The sequence below is a fragment of the Qipengyuania sp. NPDC077563 genome (genome assembly GCF_044901345.1).
Taxonomy (GTDB): domain Bacteria; phylum Pseudomonadota; class Alphaproteobacteria; order Sphingomonadales; family Sphingomonadaceae; genus Qipengyuania; species Qipengyuania aestuarii.
The window spans coordinates 572004-592272 of sequence record NZ_JBJDPC010000002.1 but is presented as its reverse complement, the minus strand read 5'-3'; the positions used below and the strand labels follow the sequence as shown (position 1 = coordinate 592272).

The window sequence follows — 20269 nt, the reverse complement described above, 5'->3', positions numbered from 1 at the left end:
TCCTGCCACGCAGAGGAGGCCGACTATGAGCTGTTGCGATACCCATCACACGGAGGATGCGAGAGGGGAAGGCAGCGCGATCGATCCCGTCTGCGGCATGAGTGTTACGATCGAGGGCGCCACACATGTCGCTGAGCAGGATGGTGCGACCCACTACTTTTGTTCGGCGCGGTGCAAGGACAAGTTCGTAGCCGACCCGGAGCACTATCTTTCGGGCGCGCGTCTCAATCAGGTTGAGGACGTTCCCGAAGGGACGATCTATACCTGTCCCATGCATCCCGAGATCCGCCAGGTAGGACCGGGAAGCTGCCCCATCTGCGGTATGGCGCTGGAGCCCGAGACGGTCAGCCTGGAGGATGGACCCGATCCCGAACTCGTCGACATGACGCGGCGCTTCTGGGTCAGCACGCTCTTCACCTTGCCGTTGTTCGTCTACGCGATGAGCGACATGGTACCCGGGATCAGCTTCGACCGGCTGATCGAGCCGGCAAGTGCGCAATGGGCCCAACTGTTTCTCGCTACACCGGTCGTGCTGTGGGGTGGCTGGCCTTTCTTCGTGCGGGCGTGGCAATCCATCAAGACCCGCAATCTCAACATGTTCACACTGATCGGTTTCGGTGTGGCGATTGCGTTTCTGTTCAGCCTCGTAGCGACGCTCCTGCCCGATATATTCCCGCCCGCCTTCCGCGATCACTCTGGCCACGTCGGCGTCTATTACGAGGCGGCGGCGGTCATCACCACGCTCGTCCTACTTGGCCAGGTGCTTGAACTCAGGGCGCGGGGCTCGACCTCGAGCGCCTTGCGGGCGTTGCTCGAACTCGCGCCACCGACCGCGCTCAAGATCTTCGGCAGTGGCGATGAACGCGAAGTCTCCCTCGACCAATTGGCGAGCGGAGACCTGCTCCGCGTCCGTCCGGGTGACAAAGTGCCGGTCGATGGCGAGGTGACCGAGGGCGCGAGCACTATCGACGAGTCCATGATCAGCGGCGAGCCATTGCCGGTTTCCAAAAAGGTCGGCGACCAGGTGATCGGCGGAACGGTCAACCAGACCGGCGGATTCGTTATGCGTGCGGGCGCGGTCGGCAAGGACACGATGTTGTCCAAGATCGTCCAGATGGTTGCCGAAGCTCAGCGCAGCCGGGCACCGATCCAGCGTCTGGCCGATCAGGTCGCGGCCTGGTTCGTGCCTTCGGTGGTCGTGATCGCGGTCGTTACCTTCATCGTCTGGGCCATCTGGGGGCCATTCCCGGCGCTAGCCTATGCGCTGGTCAACGCGATCGCCGTTCTCATCATTGCCTGTCCATGCGCGCTCGGCCTCGCAACGCCGATGTCGATCATGACCGGGACCGGCAAGGGCGCCCAGCACGGCATCCTCATTCGCAACGCCGAGGCGCTGGAGACGCTCGAAAAGATCGACACGCTGGTGGTCGACAAGACGGGCACTCTCACTATGGGCAAGCCCGATCTCGTCGCCGTCACTCCCCGTGTGGGCCTGGACGAGGCCGAGTTCCTTTCCGCCGTCGCCGCGGTCGAAGCGGGGAGCGAGCATCCGCTCGCCCATGCAATAGTTGAAGGCGCCAAGGCGCGAGGCGTGGCGTTCGAGGCAGCGTCTGATTTGTCGTCGACTACCGGCGAGGGTGTCGAGGCGCGCGTGGGCCCGCGGAAGGTCGCCATTGGCAACGAGAAACTGATGCGGCGGTTCGGTATCGATGATGCGGAATGGCTCGCATCCGCAGAAGCCGGACGCTCTCAAGGCCAGACCGTGATGTTCGTGGCCATCGATGGCGCACCGGCAGGGCTGATCGCGGTCGCCGATCCGATCAAGCCGACCAGCGCTGCGGCCATTCGGGCGCTGCACGAGCGCGGGATCGAAGTGGTCATGCTGACCGGCGATAGCCGCGCCACCGCCGAAGCCGTGGCCCGCCAACTCGGCATCGACGAGGTCGAGGCAAACGTCTCGCCCGAGGACAAGCATCGCAAGGTCGAGGCGCTCAAGGCCTCCGGTAAGCGTGTCGCAATGGCAGGGGACGGCATTAACGACGCGCCAGCGCTGGCGGCTGCGGATGTCGGCATTGCAATGGGAACCGGCACCGATGTCGCGATCGAAAGCGCCGGTGTCACGCTGGTCCGCGGCGATCTGACCGGTGCGCTCCAGGCTATCGTGCTGTCGCGCGCCACCATGCGCAATATTCGCCAAAACCTCGTATTCGCGTTCGGTTACAATGCGCTCGGCATACCGGTGGCGGCGGGCGTGCTGTTTCCCGCCTTTGGCCTTCTTCTCAATCCGATGATCGCTGCCGCGGCCATGAGCCTCTCGTCGGTGTCGGTCATCGCCAATGCCCTGCGTCTTCGTGGGCTCAAACTTCCAACCTTGAGCGAAGGTCGGCCATGATCGCGGCAACGGCTATTGGGATTTCACTCTTTATTGCGTCACTGATCTTGCACTTGGCCATGCTGAGACTTGCGAAGAAGCTTTCACCGCCGGGGCTTGCGCCGACCGGTTTGCGGCTGACGGGCGGATCGCTGCTCGCTCTCATCAGCCACATGATGGTAGCCGTTGTTTTCGCGGCCGGTTTTGCATGGGCCGCCTCGCTCGGTCTTGGCGGGTTTGCCAAGGAACCGGCCATGTCGGGCATGGATTACTATTACTTCGCCCTGATCACCGTGACGACAGTGGGCTTGGGCGACATCTATCCAACCGATCACCTCAGGGTGATTGCGGGCATCGCGTCGCTGACAGGTTTCGTCCTGATCAGCTGCACAGCCCAGTACGTATACAAGACGATGAGCCAACAGGAGGATTGAATGGCCGACAACCACAGCGCGGATCACCAGCAGAACGGTGGTGGAGGCAACTACTGGCGCTTCATGGCGATGGTGGCGACGTCGACCGCGATCATGTTCGGCCTGATGTATCTAAACACATACGAGCTTGATCACGTGTTCTGGAGCGAGACGCGCTTCTGGATGACCTTCGTCATGGGCGGCATGATGATGATCGTCATGCTCCTCTTCATGTGGGGCATGTACAAGGACAAGACCAAGAACTTCATCATCCTGGGCGTAGGCGCGCTGGTCTTTGCGGTGGCGCTGTGGCTGGTCCGCAGCCAGGCGACCGTCAACGACGAAGAGTACATGTCGGCTATGATCCCGCATCACTCGATCGCCGTTCTGACCAGTTCGCGAGCCGAGATCACCGATCCGCGCGTTCGCAAGCTCGCAGATTCCATCATCGAGGCGCAGGTCAAGGAAATCGCCGAAATGAAGATGCTTATCGAAGACATCGAGACCAATGGTGAGATGGGCGATGGCACCCCTCTCCCTGCACGGACTACCGACCTGACCCCAGAACTCTTGGAGGAAGCCAAGAAAGCACTCGAGCGTCCCGTGGAACCCGATGTCCGTGACGAGGTCACAATCGACAAGTGACGCTCAAGAACTGTGTTTTCCAATGCAGGATCTTTGAAGCAGCTGAAGAACTTCCCGCTTTTGGTCGGCTTTGAGTGTTTCCTGAAGGCCCGGATTGAGGGCGCGAAGGGGGCATTCCAAGAATGAAATGCCTGTGCCCTCCCCTACCCCAACTCTGTAGCTTCTATTCGAATCCTCAGGCGGGACTCGAACGCAGCGGTGATCTTGGGACCTTTTGATTGATCCGTTCTTGAAATCGCTTCGACAAGCCGTTGCAGTTGGATGAAAATCTTTTTCTCGCCGCAAGTTCATAGGTGGGGGTATTGCCCGATTCCGCGGAGGCCGAAAATACCCCCATCGATACCCCAAAAATGCCACGGTTTCAGGCGAACACATGCACACGCATGCGGCTACACACGCCGTTCGACCTGATCGCGTATGCACGGGAGCGAAACATACTGACCGAGGCCTTTTCGCCCTTCGGTCATGGTGAAATCTTGGACAGTGTGGAGATCGCTGAACTCGCTGAGAAGTAAGACGTTTCGGTTCCTCAACTGGCCATCCGATATCTGCTCCAGCTCGGACTTCTGCCGCTTCCCAAGACTGTGACGCCTGCGCACATGCGGACGAACTCTGACGTCGATTTCGTTATCAGCGATGCTGAACTGATAGTCCTGAAATCCATGAAACCCTTGGAAAATTACGGCGCTGCCCATCACTTCCTCGTTTATGCCAAAAGCAGAGGGTGAACGAGGAACCGGACGATCGCCAAAGCCTCCATCATCACGCTGCGGGCCGGTCCTTTTTGGGCCGGCTCGACAGCTTGCAAAAAAGGTGCGGAATGCAGTTCGGTTTGCAGAATCATTCTCGACTACAAACTTGCTCGATCCAGCGGTCGATTTCCGCTTCGAGCCAGACTGTGCAACGCGGACCAAGCGAGCGAGACCGCGGAAAGCGACCTTCGCGCATCCGCTGATAGATTGCAGTTCGGCGCAGTCCCACGCGCGCCATGACCTCGGGAAGACGGATGAGCCGGTCGGGCGCTGCCTCGCCAGCACCCGCTTCCGCATCCGTGTGGTCTTCGGTCGCCGTTTCAGAGAGCAAAGCTCTGTTCATCCTGCCTCTCCAGTTGTGCGAGGTGGTCCGACAGGAGACCGGCGGTGCGGTGCGCGGCCCCCCTTGCCCAGCGCGGTCTAACATCGAGCAGCCGCTCACCCAGGGCCTGATCCAACGCGGCCGGCAGCTCGCTGATGAAGGTTTCAAGAAACTGCAGCACAGCGGAGCTCTGCCAATCAACCGTCTGCTGTGAATAGCCTGCGAGAGCCAGCATAAGGGAGGTCCGAGGCGCGTGTCCGCACGCGTCGAGTATGGTGAGCGCCTCTTGTAGCGTGGCGGGCCGTGTCCCGGCAAGAATGCGTCGGAGCGCATCCTTGTTGATATTCGTCTGCGCGGCAATCGTCCGCCGGGATTGGCCACTCTCTCCTACGGCATGGTCGAGAAAAGCAGCGAGGTCACGCGATGCCTCTCCCCATTTGTCCTGTCTGCTTTGCGTCATGGCACCTGCTTCCGGTTGTCTCAAGCGAATCGACAGCAGGCTATGCGACGCGTCAAACTGTAGGAAAGTAAAAAGAACAAATGAGGAACTTATAGGAAATCGACACATCGTCGGACGATGTGATTCGCGCAGATTCCGGTCCCTCGATCTCACATGGCGGTATTGATGGCGTAACAATCGGTAGTCTCGGCTGCAAGATCTGCATCGATCGCGCAAAACCCGGTCAACTCATCCTAAATCGACGAATTCTCTTGGTCGGAATGCGGCGCGCGGCAGTTTCCGTTTTCCTACACCCGGCCTTGGAATCGAGGAAAGAACATACAGCGAACGTATCGCTGCACATGTTCGAAACGGAGTTCCTCGATGACCAAGGCAATCACCCTTCCCCGCCAACCCGCCAAGGGCATTCGTGCCCGCGACTATATTTTTCCTGCCGCGATCGCGCTCGCTTGCGCCGGTGCCGCCTATGCCGGTGCCGACACTACCTTCGACCCGGCGCTGCAGAAATTCACCGACTTCCTCGAAGGGTCGGGCGGCAAGATCATCACGGTCCTCAGCCTCGCCGGCGGCCTGATCGCGCTCGCTTCGGGACGGTTTGCTCTCGGTCAGGTCGCGGTGCCGGTGGGCGTCGGGATCGGCGTCGGCACGGGCGTGCCGATCGTCACCTCGGTCGTCACCGCGGTCATCTGAGCCGCGGTTAGCGACGGGAGGGCGGCATGGCCGACAGATACCTCGTTCCACGGCGGCTCGACGATCCGGAGCTCATCGGCTTCTGGACCATCGACGAGTTTGCGGGACTGCTCGTCCCTTTCGCCTGGGGCATCCTTGCGCAGCACATCATCATCGGCACAGCCCTGTCCGGGCTCACCTGGTTCGCCCTTCGAAAGGCGAAGGCGTCAGGTGCCGGGTCGAAACTGGTCCATGCTGCCTACTGGTATCTGCCGGGGAGTTTCCTCGGGCTGAAAGCCACGCCGCCCTCCCATTGCCGCCTGCTTGCGGGCTGAGGGAAGACATCCATGAAACACGAATTCGCATACGAGGAAGCGCAGCGGCACTTGCGCCAACGCAACCGCTTCGCCGCGCTCGCCGCCGTGCTGGGCCTTACAAGCCTACTCGCCGTTGGCGCTGCGACAACGCGCGAAGAGTCTGTGATCCTCGTCCCCGTCACATCCGAGCGCCTGACGCTCGGGAGCGATGCAACCGATGCGTACTACCTCGAGCTCGTCACCCGCGACACGGCGCTGATGCTGCTCAACCGCGCGCCCGAAAGCCTCGACTACTGGATGGAGCAGGTCCTGAAAGTGGCCGATCCGGCCGCGCACGGACGCCTCAAGGCCGAGCTCGTCAAGATTGTGGACGAGCAGCGCGGGTCGGACATCAGCCAGGCCTTCGTGATTTCGCGAATGGAGGTCGACCCGCAGGCGCTTACCGCCGTCGTCACCGGCACGCTCAAGACCTTCGTGGGCGCACAGGTGATCGCGAGCCAGCAGCGCAGCTTCGCATTCAGCTGGAAGCGCCGCGGCCTCAGCCTCGGCCTCACCGGCTTCCGCCAGCTTCCCAATGAGAACGAGGAGGAAGACCAATGAGTCTCCTTGCCCGCCCCTTCCCTGCAGCGCTGACCGCCGTGGCGCTCGCCGCCGCCAGCTGCGCCTTTGCTACCGCCGCTCATGCCGACCAGTTCGTCGAAGCCGCCGACGGTGCCGCGATCGACTGCGTGCTCGCGCGCGGTGCGCTGACCCGCATAGCGCTGGTCAACGACGGTTTCGCCAATGTTTCCAAGATGGCGAGCGGCTATCCCTACAACGATTTCGAGGTGACCTACGAGCCGGTCCGCGGTGACATCTATGTCTCGGTGCCGCTGCAATATGCGAGCGCGAAGGTCAGCTTCTTCGCCACCAGCAGCGCGGGCCATGTCTACAAGTTCGCCTGCAAGGTCGATGGCGAGGAAGCGAGCCAGCTCTTCGTCACCAACCCCGCGCTGGCGAGGCCCGACGCTGCCGAATGGGAAGGCCAAGCCCCGACCCGCGACGAGGCTGCGATCCGGCTGATCGAGGCGATGGCAAGCGATGCCGTGCTGCCTGGTTTCCGGGCGCGCGCGGAACTCTCGCGCCCGCGCCGTAGCGACAGTCTCGAAGTACAGCAGGTCGCCGAATACGAGGGCGCCGAGCTTACCGGCCAGGCCTCCACGCTGCGCAATCTTGGGCCCGAACCCATCGAACTTTCGAGCGAACGCGAAGCGCCCGCAGGCGCGCTCGCCTTTGCCTTTGGCCGAGACACGCTCGCCCCCGGCGAGACCACCCGGGCCTTCCTCGTATTTGCCAAGGGAGGGCTGGAATAATGGCCGACACCGACACACGCGCCGCACCCACAGAACAGCCGCGGGACGAAAGCCGTTCGGAAGCCCGACGCGACCTGAACAAGACCGTCGCGCAGCGCCAGAAGCTGCTCCTCGCAGGCATCGGCGGGGTCGCACTCATTGCCGGTTCGATGTTCATCTTCGGCGGTGACGACGCGGAGGATGGAGAGGGCGGGGGTTCGACCACGATCGAGACCGGCGCACTGGTCAATCGCAACCTCTCGCAGCGCGAGTTTGTCGCCACCTATGGCAACCGGCTCGATGCGCAAGGCAAGGCGATCAAAGACCTGCAGGAAAGCCAGCTCCCCAAGGCCTCGATCGAACAGGAACTCGAAACGCTGCGCGGCGAGAACGCGCGGATGTTGAGCGACGGCCAGGCGGCGATCGACGCGATCTCGGCCGAGAACGCGGCGCTGCGCTCCGAACTCGAGACCCAGCGCGCCAATCCTCCGGTCGCGCCGGTCACCCCGCTCGATCCCCGCGCACCGGGCCCCGCACCCGCCGCCCTCGATCCAAGTGCTGGCCCCATGGCCGAGCCGAAAGCGAGCCTGCTGAGCTTCACCGGCGACAAGCCCGTCGCTGGAGGCAAAAAGGCCGACGCCAATGCGCCGCAGCTGCTGCTCGAGGCGAGCCGCGACTATCTGCCGCCCAACAGCTACGCGCCGGCAACCGTGATCGTCGGGGTCGATGCCTCGACCGGGGTTACCAGCCAGAGCGATCCCCTGCCCGTGGTGCTGCGCATCACCGGCCCCGCGCGCTCGGTGCTGAAGGGCAACCGCCTGCTGACGACCGACCTCACCGGTTGCCTCGTCAACGGCGCGGCACGCGGCGATCTCTCGGCCGAGAAGGTCTACGTCAAGCTGGTGCGCATGACCTGCGCGCAGCCCGGCGGGCGCTTCGCGGTGAGCGAGGTCAAGGGGTTCATCGCCTTTGCCGGAAAGTCGGGCGTGCGCGGCCGTGTCGTCAGCCGTGAAGGCAGCCTTGTCAGCCAGGCGCTGCTCGCCGGGATCGTCGGCGGGTTCGGGCGCGGCTTCTCTGCCAACGCCAACGGCATCTTCGCCGGTCAGGTCGGCAGCGACGGCAAGCGCGAGGCGCTCTCGCCGACCGACATCCTTGCGGGCGGCTTCGGCCAGGGCGCGGGCGAAGCCGCCGACACGGTCAGCAAGTACCTCATCGAACGCGCAGAACAATATCAACCCGTCGTCGAGATGCCGACCGGCATCGAGGTCGAGATCGTCTTTCTCGACGGCGTCCATGTCAGGAGCACAGACCAATGAATTTCTGCCACCACCGGCCGGGCCTGAAAGCCCGCGCGGCGCACATTTCGCTTGCTGCCGCCAGTGCAGCCGCCCTCCTCACCAGCGGCGTTGCCGTGCTGACCGCCATGCCCGCGCAGACCGCCATCACCCGCGATGTCGTCCAGGCGCTCAAGCTGCGGCTCCCGAAAACTCCGATCGACGCGCTCGATTGCACAAGCTTTGCGCCGTGGTGCGAAGTCGTCTCGGGCGAGACGCTGTTCTACACCGACGAAGCGGCGCGCTATCTCTTCGTCGGACGGCTCTACGATCTCGAAGAGCGGCGCGACGTCACCGCGACGCGCCTCATTGAGCTCAATCCCGACTTGCTCGCCGCGGGTGCTGCGCGCGCGTCGGGCCGCTCCGAAGCCTCGCACAGCGAAGCCGCGCCCGCACCGGCCAAGGCAAAGGTCGACCTCTCGCAACTACCCAAGGACGGCGCGATCCGCTGGGGCAACCCCAAGGGTCCGCGGCTCGTCGTCTTCTCCGATTTTCAGTGCGGCTACTGCAAGAAGCTCACCGGATCACTCGAGCAGGCCGGCGTACTGGTCGAAGAGCGGCCGATCTCGATCTTCGGCGCGGCGAGCCGACGCCTCTCGGAAAGCGTCCTCTGCGCGAGGGATCCGGTCGCGGCGCTGCACGCTGCCTATACCGGCAAGCACGTGCCGCGTCCCGCCAGCTGCAGGGCCATACCTGCGCTCGACGCCAACGAGGCCTTTGCTCATGCCAACGGCTTTGCCGGGACCCCGGTGATCGTGCGCGCGAGCGATGGCACGGTGCTGCACGGCTACCGCGACGCCCAGACGCTCCACCGCTTCGCCAACCAGCGCCCCGGAGCAGGCCAATGAACGCGCGTCACTTGAGGGCATTCGCAGCTGCCGGTGTCGCGGCGAGCATCGCCGGATGCGCCACGCTCGGCGGCAACGTCAAAGGCGACTTCGACTGCCGCGCGCCCGAAGGCAGCTGCGCGCCCACCACGCTGATCGACAGCGCGGCGCTCGGCGAAGCTGGCACCGGCATGGCACCGGGTACTTCGACCAACCAGCCTCCCTTGACCGGTGGCCTGCGCCAGGCGGACGCCCGCTCGCTGCGGATCGTTATCGCCGCCTATCGCGACGCGGCGGGCCGGGACCACGAAGCGCGGGTCGTCCATGTCGCGCTGCCCTATCATCCCGCCGAGAGCTGGCATGCCCCGCGCTCGACCGGCGAAGTGCTCCGCGCGCTCGGACGCGCGGGTTACGATGCGCAAACCCCGCCGCCACCGACAGGCCCGCAGAACGCCCCTGTCATCGCCCCCCTTCCCCCGCAGCTTCCCCCGCAGCTTCCCGAGGTTCTGGTTATCCCCTCCCAGGCCCCGGAAGCGCAGCCCGGCGTTTCGGCGCCGGTCACCGGGGCACCTGGCCGTCTCCCCTCCCCCGGCCGGGTGTCCCACCCCCTTTCGCCTGGCGAACCCGAAGGAGAGAGCCAATGAACCTTTCGCTCGCCTCGGCGCGCGACGCGCTGCTCTCAGGCCTCTTCGGCGATGCACGGCAGGCCGACCATGCCCAGCCAAGCTTCGCGCTCGACATGCTCTCGGACTGGCTCCCCTACCGCGTCTACGACGAAGGGCCGGGTCTCTACCGCAACGCGCATTCGAAGGGCTTCGTCCTTGAAGTGATCCCGCTGATCGGAGCGGACGAGCGCACCGGCGAGATCCTCGGGCAGTTCTTCTCCGAGAGCCTGCCGCAGGGCGCCTGCCTGCAGGTCCTGAACTTCGCTAGCCCGAGGATCGGATCGATCGTCGGCCCCTGGTTCGCCCCGCGCTATGAGCAGGGCGGGATCTACGAAGCCATCGCCAAGGCGAGGACCAACCGGCTCTACGACCTCGTCTGGCATTCGGGATCGGCGCATGCGCCTTTCCATGCGCGCCATGTTCGCCTCGTGCTCTCGCTCGGAGTGCCGGTACCCGGCAGTGTCACCGACGCCGAGATCACCGAATGCCGCGACGGGATGGCAGGGATGCTTAACTCGCTCGGCCTTGCCTCGAACCGGCTCGAACCGGCGGGTCTCCTCGCGCTGATCGACGAGCTGACCTCGCCGACCACCGCGCGCGAACCCGACCTCACCCACTGGAACCGCGAGGACACGCTCGACGTCCAGGCGATCCGCCGTGACATCGAACTCGAAGTCGAAGACGATCGGCTGATCCTGCGCACCGAACGCTTCCGCGAGACCGGACGCAGCCGCGATGGCATTCCCCAGATGGGCACCTGCTATCCCGACCGCTTCGACGTGCGCCACTACGGCGTGCGTTCGACACCCGAGCGCTGGGCGCCGTGGGAGTGCGCGCGCCTCATCGGAGACATGTTCACCGACAAGCTGCGCTTCCCTTGCCCTGCCGCGACCATGCTGTGCCTGCACTATCCCGACCAGGAAGCGGCCTCGGCGCGCGCAGGCTACAAGTTCATGCGCACCACTAGTCTTTCCGAGACCAAGAGCGCGCGCTTCCTGCCCAGGCTCTCCGAGCAATCTGCCGAGTGGAAGCACGTCCAGGCCGAGCTCCAGGCGGGCAAGAAGCTGGTCAAGCTGTTCTATGGTCTCACCACCATCTCGCCGCTCGGCGATGGCGATGCGCACGAGCGCACGGTCAAGGCGATCTACAAGGCGGCCGGTTGGGACCTGGCCGATGAGCGTTTCCTGCAGCTGCAGGGTCTCGTCGCGGCCTTCCCGCTGAGCCTCGCCGATGGTCTGGTCCACGACCTTTCCCGCCTCAAGCGCTTCCGCACCATGCTCTCGACCACCGCGGCGAACATCGCCCCGCTCCAGGGCGAGTATCTCGGCGGGACGATTCCGCACCTGCTGCTCCTCGGCCGGCGCGGCCAGCCCTTCTTCTGGTCGCCCTTCGAGAACACAGCGGGCAACCACAACATCGCGATTTGCGGGAAATCGGGTTCGGGCAAGTCGGTGTTGCTCCAAGAACTCTGCGCAGCACTCCGCGGTGCCGGTGCCAAGGTCGTGGTGATCGATGACGGGCGCAGCTTCGAGCATTCGGTCAAATTGCAGGGTGGCCGCTTTGTCGAGTTCACGCTTGCCGCGGGCTTTTCCTTGAACCCGTTCTCGATGGTCGACGATGCCCGCGCGCACGAGGACGAGGACTACCGGCTCGACTGCTTCGCGATGATCAAGGCGATCATCGGCCAGATGGCCCGGCCGAGTGCAGCGCCCTCGGACACCGAGCGCGGCCTCATCGACCGCGCGGTAACGCAGGTCTGGGAAGCGCTCGGCAGCGGCGGGGCGATCGACGATGTCGCGCATGCGCTTCATCAAAGCGAGAACGAGGCAGGCAAGGATTTGGCGACCGCGATCGCGCCCTTCTGCCGCGGCGGCAGCTATGCCGGGTTCTTCTCGGGCAAGGCGAGCTTCGCGCTCGAAGACGATTTTACCGTGTTTGAGATGAGCGATCTCGCATCCCGCGAGGAACTCAGAAGCGTCGTCCTCTCGGCGATCATGTTCATGACCGGCCAGGCGATGACGCGCTCGTCGCGTTCGACCAAAAAACTGCTGCTGATCGATGAGGCCTGGGCGATGCTCAAGGGCGGTTCGATGGGCGAGTTTGTCGAGACCTATGCCCGCACCGCGCGCAAATATGGTGGCGCGCTTGCGACCGCCACCCAGTCATTGAATGACTATTACAAGTCCGATGGCGCGCGCGCCGCGCTCGAAAACAGCGACTGGATGCTGGTGCTCCAGCAGAAGCCCGAGACCATCGCCGATTTCCGCAAGGAAGCGCGGCTCGACATGGACGACCGCACCGAGACGCTGATCCGCAGCCTCAAGCGCTCGGGCAGTGAATACAGTGAGATCTACCTGAAAGGCCCCGAGGTCGAAGCCGTCGGGCGGCTTGTCCTCGATCCGCTGTCGGCGACGATCTTCTCCTCCGATCCCGACACCTATGCCGCGATCCGCCGCCATGTCGAAAACGGCATGCCGCTGGAACGCGCGGTTGCGCTCGTCGCCGGCGTGGAAGGAGGCGCATGATGGTGCTCGAGACCACCACGCTCGTCGACCGCGTGCCGCTTCCGACTGTCAGACGCGCCCGCGAAAAGCACCGTGCCATCGACTGGCTCGCGCTGTTCCAGGGCACCTGCCTCGTCCTCATCGAAGCGGCAGGCTTCGCGGTGAGCACGCTGTTGCTGGTCCTCGGCCTGCCGCTGTTCGTGTTTCTGCTCATCGCCGGCTGGGACCTCACGGCACTGTTCGCACAGCTCGGCAATCTCGCCGACCACTACCGCACCGCCGAACCGATCGCGCAGCGCTTCTTTGCGCAGGACCTCCAGATCGCCTTCCTCATCGCTGCTGGCGGGCTCGCGCTGCTGCGGCTGCCAACCTTCCTGCGCCGCCTCGACCGCCGCCTCTCCGAAGGAGCTCCCCGCCATGGATAGATTGAACCTCTCGCTTCGCCAGCTGGGCCCAAAACTCCTCGCCGTCGCACTGCTCGTTGCCGCGCTGCTTTGGGGCGCATGGCTTACCCAGCAGGTCACCAGCGCCCCCAAGCAGCGGATCGTCACCGTCCGGCTCGCGGAGACAATCGGCACTTTCGTCGAGGAGGCTGCGCGCGCTAATGCCGATCCGGCGGTCGTCAAGGCGGCGAGCCTTGCCTATCTCAAGGCCGCCGAGAGCGCCGTCGCCGATATGGGCCACGACGGCCGCGTGGTGCTCGTCGCCGAGGCCGTGCTCGCCGGGGCTGCCGAAGACGCAACCCCCGAACTCGAGCGGCGTATCGCGGACAAGCTCACCGGGGAGAAACAGCCATGAGCCTTCCTCGCTCGCTGCGCCGTCCGCTGCTCCTCTCGGGCCTTGTCCTGCTGCCGCTCGCCTGGGCGCCGCTCGATGCCTTCAGCAGGGACCACGCCTTCCTCATCAATGCGAGCCCGAGCCTCCCCAACTGGGCCTTCTGGCTCGACAAGCAGGCACCCATTCACCGCGGCAGCCTGATCTTCTTCGAGCCGCCGCCAAGCGAACTTGTCGATAAACACTTCGGGGAAGGAGCGCAGATGTTCGGCAAGCGCGTGCTCGGCATGCCGGGCGATGACGTGCGTCACGAGGGCGATGCGGTCTTCATCAACGGCAGGAAGGTTGCGAGCCTGCTCAAGGTCACGCGCCTCGGCCTTCCGCTCACGCGGGGTCCCGAAGGCGTAATCCCGGAGGACTGCTACTACACCGGCACCAGCCATCCGCGCGGGCTCGACAGCCGCTACGGCGCAATCGGCTTCGTGTGCCGCGGACAGATCCTCGGCAGCGGGAGGGCGATCCTGTGATGCGCTCCCTCTTTCCGCTTGGCGCGCTTCTCCTCGCTGCGCTCCCGGCCAGCGTTCAAGCACGCGACTACGGCCAGCGCGGCGCGGTCTTCCCGGTGATCGAGCGCGACCTGCTCGAGCAGATCCACACGCGGCTCGCACAAATGGAGAAATCGGGCGAGACCGCCAGACTGAACCAGGAATTGAAGCGTCGGACGATCGCGCGGGTCAACCGGCCCGATCCGGTTGCCGGCCTGATCCGCGCCCACGAAAGCCGCACTTGGGATTTCGATCCGACGATCACGCTTGCCGCCGATATCCGCGGGGCAAAGGGCGAGCTGATCCATGCGGCCGGAACGCGGGTCAATCCACTCGACAGCGTCATGCTGCGCGGCCCCCTGCTCTTCCTCGACGGCGATGATCCGGTGCAAATCCAATGGGCACTCAGGCAGGACGCCAACGCCAAGCTGATCCTCGTGAAGGGCGCGCCGCTCGAGCTGATGAAGGCCCGCCAGCGCCGGTTCTTTTTCGACCAGGGCGGCAAGCTCACCGAGAAGTTCGGCATCAAGGCCGTCCCCGCGCGGGTGCGCCAGAACGAGCGAATCCTCGAGATAAGCGAGATCGCGCTGCCTCCCCGAAAGTCACGGCCATGAACAGCATCCGCGCCTTCCTCGTGCTGTTCACTGCAGCGCTTTCGCTTGCTCTTGCCTCGCCCGCCTCGGCCGATGCCGGGCCTGGCAAATGCACCGGGCAGTTCGTCAACCCGATCACCGACATCTGCTGGTCGTGCCTCTTCCCGATCTCGGTCGGCGGGCTCGAGATCTGGCCGAGCAATCGGCCCGATCCCGACAACCCCGATTTCCCGCTCTGCCTGTGCGGTCTTCGGCCCGGGATCGCGATGGGCTTCTGGGAGCCCGTCCGGCTTGCGGATGTCAGCATGAAGCCGTGGTGCTTCGTCAACCTTGGCGGGATGAAGCTCGATCCCGGCTTCGATATCGGCTTCCGCTCGATCTCGGGCCCCTCGGCGGTGGGCGGTGCGAGCCAGTATTATTCGAGCTGGCACGTCCACTGGTACGCCTACCCGCTGATCTACTGGATGGAGATCGTCGCCGATTTCCTGTGCCTCGAGCCGGGATCGATCGACATCCTCTACATCTCCGAGATTGATCCGCTGTGGCAGGATTCCGAGCTCACGGCGATCATCAATCCCGAAGCCGTGCTCTTCGCCAACCCACTGGCATTGGCCGCCTGCGCGGCGGATTGCGCTGCTTCGACCGCAAACCTGCCGCTCGACGAGATGTTCTGGTGCGCGGGCTGCCAGGGTTCGATGTATCCGATGAACGGCAATGTCTCCGCCAGCATAGGTCACGTCCAGGCCTCGCGGCTCGTGCTCTCGCGCTTTGCCTACAAGCTTCACCGCGAGCTCGTCTCGTGGGGCACGATGGGCTCGAAGGGCCTGTGCGGCAAATACCTCATGCCGGTAATGCGTAAGCAACAATACCGCTTCCAGGCTACCAACCCCAATCCGGCGACCAAGGGCCGTTACGCCTGCCCGCCCATTGGTGCCTCCACCACCTTCCAGTCCCCCGGACAGGTCATCCCCGCCATCGGCGAAGACATGGGATACCTCGTCTGGCGCAAGAGGAATTGCTGCGCGCTATGAGAAACACCTTCCCCCACCTCGTCCTCATCAGCCTGGCAACAGCCGCTGCCTTCGCTGCCGCATCGGCGCAGGATACTCCGCCCGATCTCAACCTTGCCCAGGTCCGGGCGCGCGCGAGCGAGCATGCCCAGGACGCCGAAGCGCTCGCCACGTCGGTCAGGACCAGGGCCGACACGCTTGCCGAAGACGCACGCACAACGCAGCAGGCGGCACGCGACAACCGCGCCGCCTATGCGAAGGACGCGCAAGCGACTGCCAGCGCCGGGCCGCTCGATCTCGACGGCATGATCCGCAGCGCAGCCCACGCCGAGGTCGCGGCCATGGGCGAAGCGCCGCGCCTCATCGCCTTCGTTTCGCTGTCGATGCCCGAGCCTTCCCTGAAGGCTCTGGTCCGCGACGTCACCCGCGCCGGCGGTGTCACCGTGTTGCGCGGTTTTCCGCAAGGCGACAGTGGCCTTTTCAAGAAGCGGCTCGCTGCGATCTGGCGCGATGGCAGCGAGGCCGGCGCGCTCGGAATCGATCCGCGGCTGTTCCGCGCCTTCGATATCGGCGTCGCGCCGAGCTTCGTGATGATCGCGAGCGATTTCAGCCCCTGCGACGGGTTCGATTGCACCGACACATTGCCGCCGCACGACCGGCTCGCGGGCAATGTCAGCGTCGAGGACGCACTCGAAACCTTCGCCGATGGCGGCGGCCCGGGCGCGCAGCTTGCCCGCCTCCACCTTGCCCGTCTGAGGGAGCAGCGCCCATGAAACATCCGATCCAGCTCGCCGTGACCGTTTTCACGGCGCTCCTCCTCAGCGCGAGTGCGGCAGCCCAGCAGCAGGATGCGAAGGCCGACGGCAAGGCCTTTGGTGAGAGCCTGCGCGGCGAAGCCCAGCAGGCGGCGCAGCAACAGCCCAACGCTTCCAACCTCCCCAATTACGATCGCAACGCGGTCCGGGGGCTCGAGACCCTCGCCCAGGATCCGGACCGGATCGAGAGCAATGCGGCAGCAGCGGCGAGCGGCCACCAGGGGTACCGCGCGATGCGCGACAGCGTGGCCAATCGCGCGCGGTTCGATCCGGGCGAGATCGAGGATGTCATCGCGCGTAGCCTCGCGATCAACGAGACGCCGCTCGACTACACCAGCGGCATGGCGATCTCGGGGGGCCAGGGCACCTGTGTCCCGCTGCCTCCTGGTTCGGGCTCGGCCGGGACCTACACCGCGACCTGCAACACCGGCACAAGGATCGACCAGTCGGCGGGCCAGTGCGCGGTACCGCTGGTTACGACGGTGAGCCAGCGTCCGCAGTATCATTACCTCTGCAACCGCTTCGGCGATTTCAACGGCTCGGGCGAGCCCGAATGCGCCGGGTTCGACGGCTATTCCTGCCGCGTGACGGGACGGCGCGATACCTGCCTGCAGTGGAGTTCCTCGGGTGGCCGGCCGTGGTGTTCCGAACCGGGCGACCCGATCACCGAATTGACCTGCGACGAAGGAGTGGCGGGCCAGACACCCTACATGGTCACCACTGCGACCTCGGTTACGACGACCCCCGACGAGAGCCAGTGCTCAGGCTTTGCCGACAATAGCGACTGCACGCTCGACAATGAGATCTGCACCGACGCCGATCCGCAGACCCGTATCGTGAACGGTGTCTCGGTCACCCGTCCATGCTGGGAATGGCAGCGCAGCTACACCTGCACCGCGCGCGAGGCGGCAACCGACTGCTCGGACATCGAGAGCCAGGGCGCCTGCCGTTTCTTGCGCGAGGAATGCCTTACCGACGAGACGCCTTGCGAGACCTGGGAGCGCATCTACGAATGCCCGCTGCCAGCGACAGACAGCAACACTCAGTATGTTTGCGACGGCGATGTCTATTGCATCGATGGCAGCTGCGAGACGATCGAGCGCACCGCCAACGACGAGTTCAAGGATGCCGCGGTCGCATTGCATGCGATGGACGAGGCGCGCGGCCAATTCGATCCGAACACGCTGACGCTGTTCCGGGGCACCCGCAACACCTGCTCGTCCAAGGTCTTCGGCGTGCTCAATTGCTGCAAGGGCAAGGGTTTCCCGCTCATTCCGGGCATCAGCCTGCTGGTTGCGCTCGGCTGTGATCGCGAGGAAGTGCTGCTCCACCAGCGCGATGCGCAGGGGCTGTGCGCCTATGTCGGGACCTATTGCTCGGACAAGTTCCTCGGCGTCTGCCTGACCAAGAAGAAGGTCTATTGCTGCTTCGAGAGCAAGCTTTCGCGCATCCTGCAGGAACAAGGCCGAAAGCAGCTTCCCAAGCCGTGGGACAAGCCCAAGGAAGAACAATGCGAGGGGTTCACTCTCGACGAGTTCGCCCGGCTCGACCTGAGCCGGATGGATTTCAGCGAGGTCTATGCCGAGTTCACCGATGCCGCGCGGCTGCCCGATGAGCTCGAGACCTCCATCCTCATCCAGCAGAAGATCGACGACTACTACGCAAGGGGCGGCCAATGACCCATCTCAATCGCATGGCGGCACTCGCGCTCGGCTTCGCCGCTTTCCCCGCCGCTTCGACGCATGCGCAGGAGCGACAGGAAACTGCATCGATCACGACTGCAGACGCGCTCTACTGCGAGGAGCGCCGGCTCGGCTACTGGTTCTACTGCGTCAAACCCGCTCCCTCAGAAGAAGCGCAACAGCCCGAAGCAGAACCGGTCCCGGCAACCCAGGAACTCGATGCGATCACGTCGGAGCTCCGCGAGTTGAAGGCGCGCGCGATCCTCTATCCCACCGAAGCCAATGTTGCGGCCTATATCCGCTTCCAGCGCGCGCAGCTCGACCGCGCCTCGCTCTTCTCGGATGTCTGGCAGCGCGCGATCTGGCAGGACCCGAACTCGACTACACGCTCGAGCGACCCGTCGGAGCGCTCGCCAAAAAGCAATGGCAGGATGCGCGTAGCGCCGAGCGCGATGCAGTCATGGCAAGGCTGTCGCAGCGCTACGGGCTGTTCTATTTCTACAGCTCGACCTGCGGCCCGTGCGAAGTGATGAGCCCGATCGTCAAGGGCGTCGCCGAGCGCTGGCGCATCGCCGTGCGCGCGATCTCGACCGACGGCGGGCCCTCGCGCCATTTCCCGGATTACAAAGTCGAGACCAACCAGCGCGCCAGGCTCGGGCTCGAAGGCAAGGCCACGCCGGCGCTCGTGCTGTGGGACAGCGTGACCAAACGACCGATCCCGATCGGCTACGGCGTGCTCTCGGCCGACGAGCTCCAAGACCGCATCTACCTCCTCACCTCGAAGGAAGCCGGATATGATTACTAGCATCCGCAATGCGGCACTGACCGTGGCCGCCGCCAGCCTGGTTGCCTCTCCCGTCGCCGCCAACGTTGGCGACAGCATGGACCGCTTCATGGACGATATGGGCGCGGCGGCCAATGTCACCGGCCCGACCGCCTTCGAAGGCCAATCGGCGGGCTACTACAGCCTCGGCAATGTGTGGACACGCTTCCCGCAGAAGACGACCAACATCGCCAATCTCCAGCTACCGCGCGCCAGGGCCGGCTGCGGCGGGATCGACATCTTCGCCGGGTCCTTTTCCTTCATCAACGCAAGCGAGATGGTCGCGCTCCTGAAGGCCGTCGCGAACAATGCGGTGGGGTTCGCCTTCAGCCTCGCGATCGATACCGTCTGCCCCGAGTGCAACAAGATCATGCAGGAGTTTAGCCAAAAGGCTCAGCTCATGAACAATCTCTCGATCAACTCCTGCGAAATGGCGCAGGGACTGGTCGGCGGCCTGTGGCCCAAGGGCGATTTGGCCGACAAGGCGATCTGCGAAGCGATCGGCAATTCCGAAGGAATCTTCACCGATTATGCCGCAGCGAAGCACGGCTGCGGCACGCGCGGACAGCGCGCCTCGACCAACGAGGGCGCCGGCGCCGATTATGCCGACGTCAATCCTGGCGTGGCGCGCAACTACACCTGGCACGTTCTCAAGAAGAGCGCGTTCTTCAATCCAGGCGGGACATTCGACCGCGAGCTTGCCGAATACGCCATGACGCTCATTGGCACGGTGATCTACGTGCCGCCAAAGGACGACGAGCCAGGCAAGTTCGTGCCTTTCGCAGGCGATGCGTCCTCGACGCTGGTGAGCGCGCTGCTCGACGGGACGCAGGGCCAGACCGTGCGCGTGTTTCGCTGCGACGAGACCGATCTCTGCCTCAATCCGACATTCGAGCAGATGAGCCTTTCCAACGCCAAGGCGATCCGCCCCCGCGTCGCGCTCCTCATCGGCAACATGGTCGATGCGATCCGGGCCGATACTGCAATCGGCAATGCTGAGAAGGAATTGCTCCAGGTGGCCTCGGTCCCCTTGTACAAGATCCTCACGGTGCAGGCCGCCTATGGACGGGGAATGCCGACCGATGATCGCGACACGCTCGCCGAGATCGCCAGCATCGACCTGCTCTATGCCATCCTCGACCGGATCGTGTCGGAAGCCGGGCGTTCGATGGCGAGCTTCATCGCTGCCGACGAAGCCAAGCTCGCAATCTGGCGCGGCCAGGTCGCCGAGGTGCGCTCTGGCCTCGTCCAGCGGCAGGCAACGGGACAGGCCAAGGTCTCGGCGATCATGCAGATCATCGAGAAGACCGCGATGATCGAGAACGCGCTCGCCGCCTCGATGGCGCCCTCGATGTCTGCCGCGCTCGACTGGTCGCGCGGGCTCCAGTCGCGCTCGATCATCCCATAGGGGGCAAAA

23 protein-coding genes and 1 pseudogene are annotated in these 20269 nt (G+C 64.5%); 20 read left to right on the top strand and 4 right to left on the bottom strand.

Annotated elements, in window-relative coordinates:
* The first annotated feature begins 25 nt into the window (after positions 1–25).
* From ACI2I1_RS08835 to ACI2I1_RS08825, 3 genes are read left to right on the top strand one after another with little or no spacing between them, the layout of a single operon-like run.
* On the top strand, positions 26–2392 hold the full coding sequence (locus ACI2I1_RS08835; protein ID WP_404678808.1) for a heavy metal translocating P-type ATPase: 2367 nt from the start codon (positions 26–28) through the stop codon (positions 2390–2392).
* Positions 2389–2805 (top strand): ion channel, encoded by a 417-nt coding sequence (locus ACI2I1_RS08830; RefSeq protein WP_404678807.1) that lies wholly within the window; start codon positions 2389–2391, stop codon positions 2803–2805. The genes ACI2I1_RS08835 and ACI2I1_RS08830 overlap by 4 nt, the downstream gene beginning before the upstream one ends.
* A complete protein-coding gene (locus ACI2I1_RS08825; protein ID WP_404678806.1) occupies positions 2806–3429 on the top strand; it encodes a DUF305 domain-containing protein in 624 nt (207 codons plus the stop codon).
* Between the two features lie 389 nt (positions 3430–3818).
* Here ACI2I1_RS08825 and ACI2I1_RS08820 read toward each other — a convergent pair whose 3' ends face one another.
* Genes ACI2I1_RS08820 through ACI2I1_RS08805 form a run of 4 tightly spaced genes read right to left on the bottom strand, consistent with a single transcriptional unit; the run spans position 3819 to position 4963 of the window.
* A complete protein-coding gene (locus tag ACI2I1_RS08820; RefSeq protein WP_404678805.1) occupies positions 3819–4124 on the bottom strand; it encodes a hypothetical protein in 306 nt (101 codons plus the stop codon).
* An 11-nt stretch (positions 4125–4135) separates the two neighbouring features.
* Positions 4136–4273, bottom strand: coding sequence for a hypothetical protein (locus ACI2I1_RS08815; RefSeq protein ID WP_404678804.1), 138 nt, complete (start codon positions 4271–4273; stop codon positions 4136–4138).
* Positions 4270–4524: a helix-turn-helix transcriptional regulator gene (locus ACI2I1_RS08810; RefSeq protein ID WP_404678803.1), complete on the bottom strand. Its 255-nt coding sequence runs from the start codon at positions 4522–4524 to the stop codon at positions 4270–4272. The genes ACI2I1_RS08815 and ACI2I1_RS08810 overlap by 4 nt, the downstream gene beginning before the upstream one ends.
* A complete protein-coding gene (locus ACI2I1_RS08805) occupies positions 4502–4963 on the bottom strand; it encodes a hypothetical protein (RefSeq protein WP_404678802.1) in 462 nt (153 codons plus the stop codon). The genes ACI2I1_RS08810 and ACI2I1_RS08805 overlap by 23 nt, the downstream gene beginning before the upstream one ends.
* Positions 4964–5326: 363 nt before the next feature.
* On the opposite strand from ACI2I1_RS08805, the gene ACI2I1_RS08800 reads away from it, so the two are divergent.
* From ACI2I1_RS08800 to ACI2I1_RS08720, 17 genes and pseudogenes are all read left to right on the top strand, one after another.
* On the top strand, positions 5327–5653 hold the full coding sequence (locus tag ACI2I1_RS08800) for a hypothetical protein (RefSeq protein WP_404678801.1): 327 nt from the start codon (positions 5327–5329) through the stop codon (positions 5651–5653).
* A gap of 26 nt (positions 5654–5679) precedes the next feature.
* Complete coding sequence (gene traL, locus ACI2I1_RS08795) at positions 5680–5967, top strand: type IV conjugative transfer system protein TraL (RefSeq protein WP_011413152.1); 288 nt, start codon at positions 5680–5682, stop codon at positions 5965–5967.
* A gap of 12 nt (positions 5968–5979) precedes the next feature.
* Entirely contained in the window at positions 5980–6549 is a 570-nt protein-coding gene (locus ACI2I1_RS08790; RefSeq protein WP_404678800.1) for a type IV conjugative transfer system protein TraE, read from the top strand.
* Positions 6546–7301, top strand: coding sequence for a type-F conjugative transfer system secretin TraK (locus tag ACI2I1_RS08785; RefSeq protein WP_404678799.1), 756 nt, complete (start codon positions 6546–6548; stop codon positions 7299–7301). The genes ACI2I1_RS08790 and ACI2I1_RS08785 overlap by 4 nt, the downstream gene beginning before the upstream one ends.
* Complete coding sequence (locus ACI2I1_RS08780; RefSeq protein WP_187336396.1) at positions 7301–8596, top strand: TraB/VirB10 family protein; 1296 nt, start codon at positions 7301–7303, stop codon at positions 8594–8596. Before ACI2I1_RS08785 ends, ACI2I1_RS08780 begins: the two co-directional genes overlap by 1 nt.
* Complete coding sequence (locus ACI2I1_RS08775; protein ID WP_404678798.1) at positions 8593–9462, top strand: DsbC family protein; 870 nt, start codon at positions 8593–8595, stop codon at positions 9460–9462. Before ACI2I1_RS08780 ends, ACI2I1_RS08775 begins: the two co-directional genes overlap by 4 nt.
* Positions 9459–10085, top strand: a complete 627-nt coding sequence (locus ACI2I1_RS08770) for a hypothetical protein (RefSeq protein ID WP_404678797.1) — start codon at positions 9459–9461, stop codon at positions 10083–10085. The genes ACI2I1_RS08775 and ACI2I1_RS08770 overlap by 4 nt, the downstream gene beginning before the upstream one ends.
* Positions 10082–12631: a type IV secretion system protein TraC gene (gene traC, locus ACI2I1_RS08765; RefSeq protein ID WP_404678796.1), complete on the top strand. Its 2550-nt coding sequence runs from the start codon at positions 10082–10084 to the stop codon at positions 12629–12631. The genes ACI2I1_RS08770 and traC overlap by 4 nt, the downstream gene beginning before the upstream one ends.
* Positions 12628–13035 (top strand): hypothetical protein, encoded by a 408-nt coding sequence (locus ACI2I1_RS08760; RefSeq protein ID WP_404678795.1) that lies wholly within the window; start codon positions 12628–12630, stop codon positions 13033–13035. Before traC ends, ACI2I1_RS08760 begins: the two co-directional genes overlap by 4 nt.
* Positions 13028–13408: a TrbI F-type domain-containing protein gene (locus ACI2I1_RS08755; RefSeq protein ID WP_404678794.1), complete on the top strand. Its 381-nt coding sequence runs from the start codon at positions 13028–13030 to the stop codon at positions 13406–13408. The genes ACI2I1_RS08760 and ACI2I1_RS08755 overlap by 8 nt, the downstream gene beginning before the upstream one ends.
* A complete protein-coding gene (locus ACI2I1_RS08750) occupies positions 13405–13911 on the top strand; it encodes a S26 family signal peptidase (RefSeq protein WP_404678793.1) in 507 nt (168 codons plus the stop codon). Before ACI2I1_RS08755 ends, ACI2I1_RS08750 begins: the two co-directional genes overlap by 4 nt.
* Positions 13911–14543 carry a type-F conjugative transfer system protein TraW gene (gene traW / locus ACI2I1_RS08745; protein ID WP_404678792.1) on the top strand — a complete coding sequence of 211 codons (633 nt, stop codon included), beginning with the start codon at positions 13911–13913 and terminating at the stop codon, positions 14541–14543. Before ACI2I1_RS08750 ends, traW begins: the two co-directional genes overlap by 1 nt.
* Positions 14540–15553, top strand: coding sequence for a conjugal transfer pilus assembly protein TraU (traU, locus tag ACI2I1_RS08740; protein ID WP_404678791.1), 1014 nt, complete (start codon positions 14540–14542; stop codon positions 15551–15553). Before traW ends, traU begins: the two co-directional genes overlap by 4 nt.
* On the top strand, positions 15550–16305 hold the full coding sequence (gene trbC, locus ACI2I1_RS08735) for a type-F conjugative transfer system pilin assembly protein TrbC (protein WP_404678790.1): 756 nt from the start codon (positions 15550–15552) through the stop codon (positions 16303–16305). Before traU ends, trbC begins: the two co-directional genes overlap by 4 nt.
* Positions 16302–18026 (top strand): conjugal transfer protein TraN, encoded by a 1725-nt coding sequence (locus ACI2I1_RS08730; protein ID WP_404678789.1) that lies wholly within the window; start codon positions 16302–16304, stop codon positions 18024–18026. The genes trbC and ACI2I1_RS08730 overlap by 4 nt, the downstream gene beginning before the upstream one ends.
* Positions 18023–18834, top strand: a pseudogene (locus ACI2I1_RS08725) (conjugal transfer protein TraF). Before ACI2I1_RS08730 ends, ACI2I1_RS08725 begins: the two are co-directional and overlap by 4 nt.
* On the top strand, positions 18824–20260 hold the full coding sequence (locus ACI2I1_RS08720; protein WP_404678788.1) for a conjugal transfer protein TraH: 1437 nt from the start codon (positions 18824–18826) through the stop codon (positions 20258–20260). The pseudogene ACI2I1_RS08725 and the gene ACI2I1_RS08720 overlap by 11 nt, the downstream one beginning before the upstream one ends.
* Positions 20261–20269 lie beyond the last annotated feature (9 nt).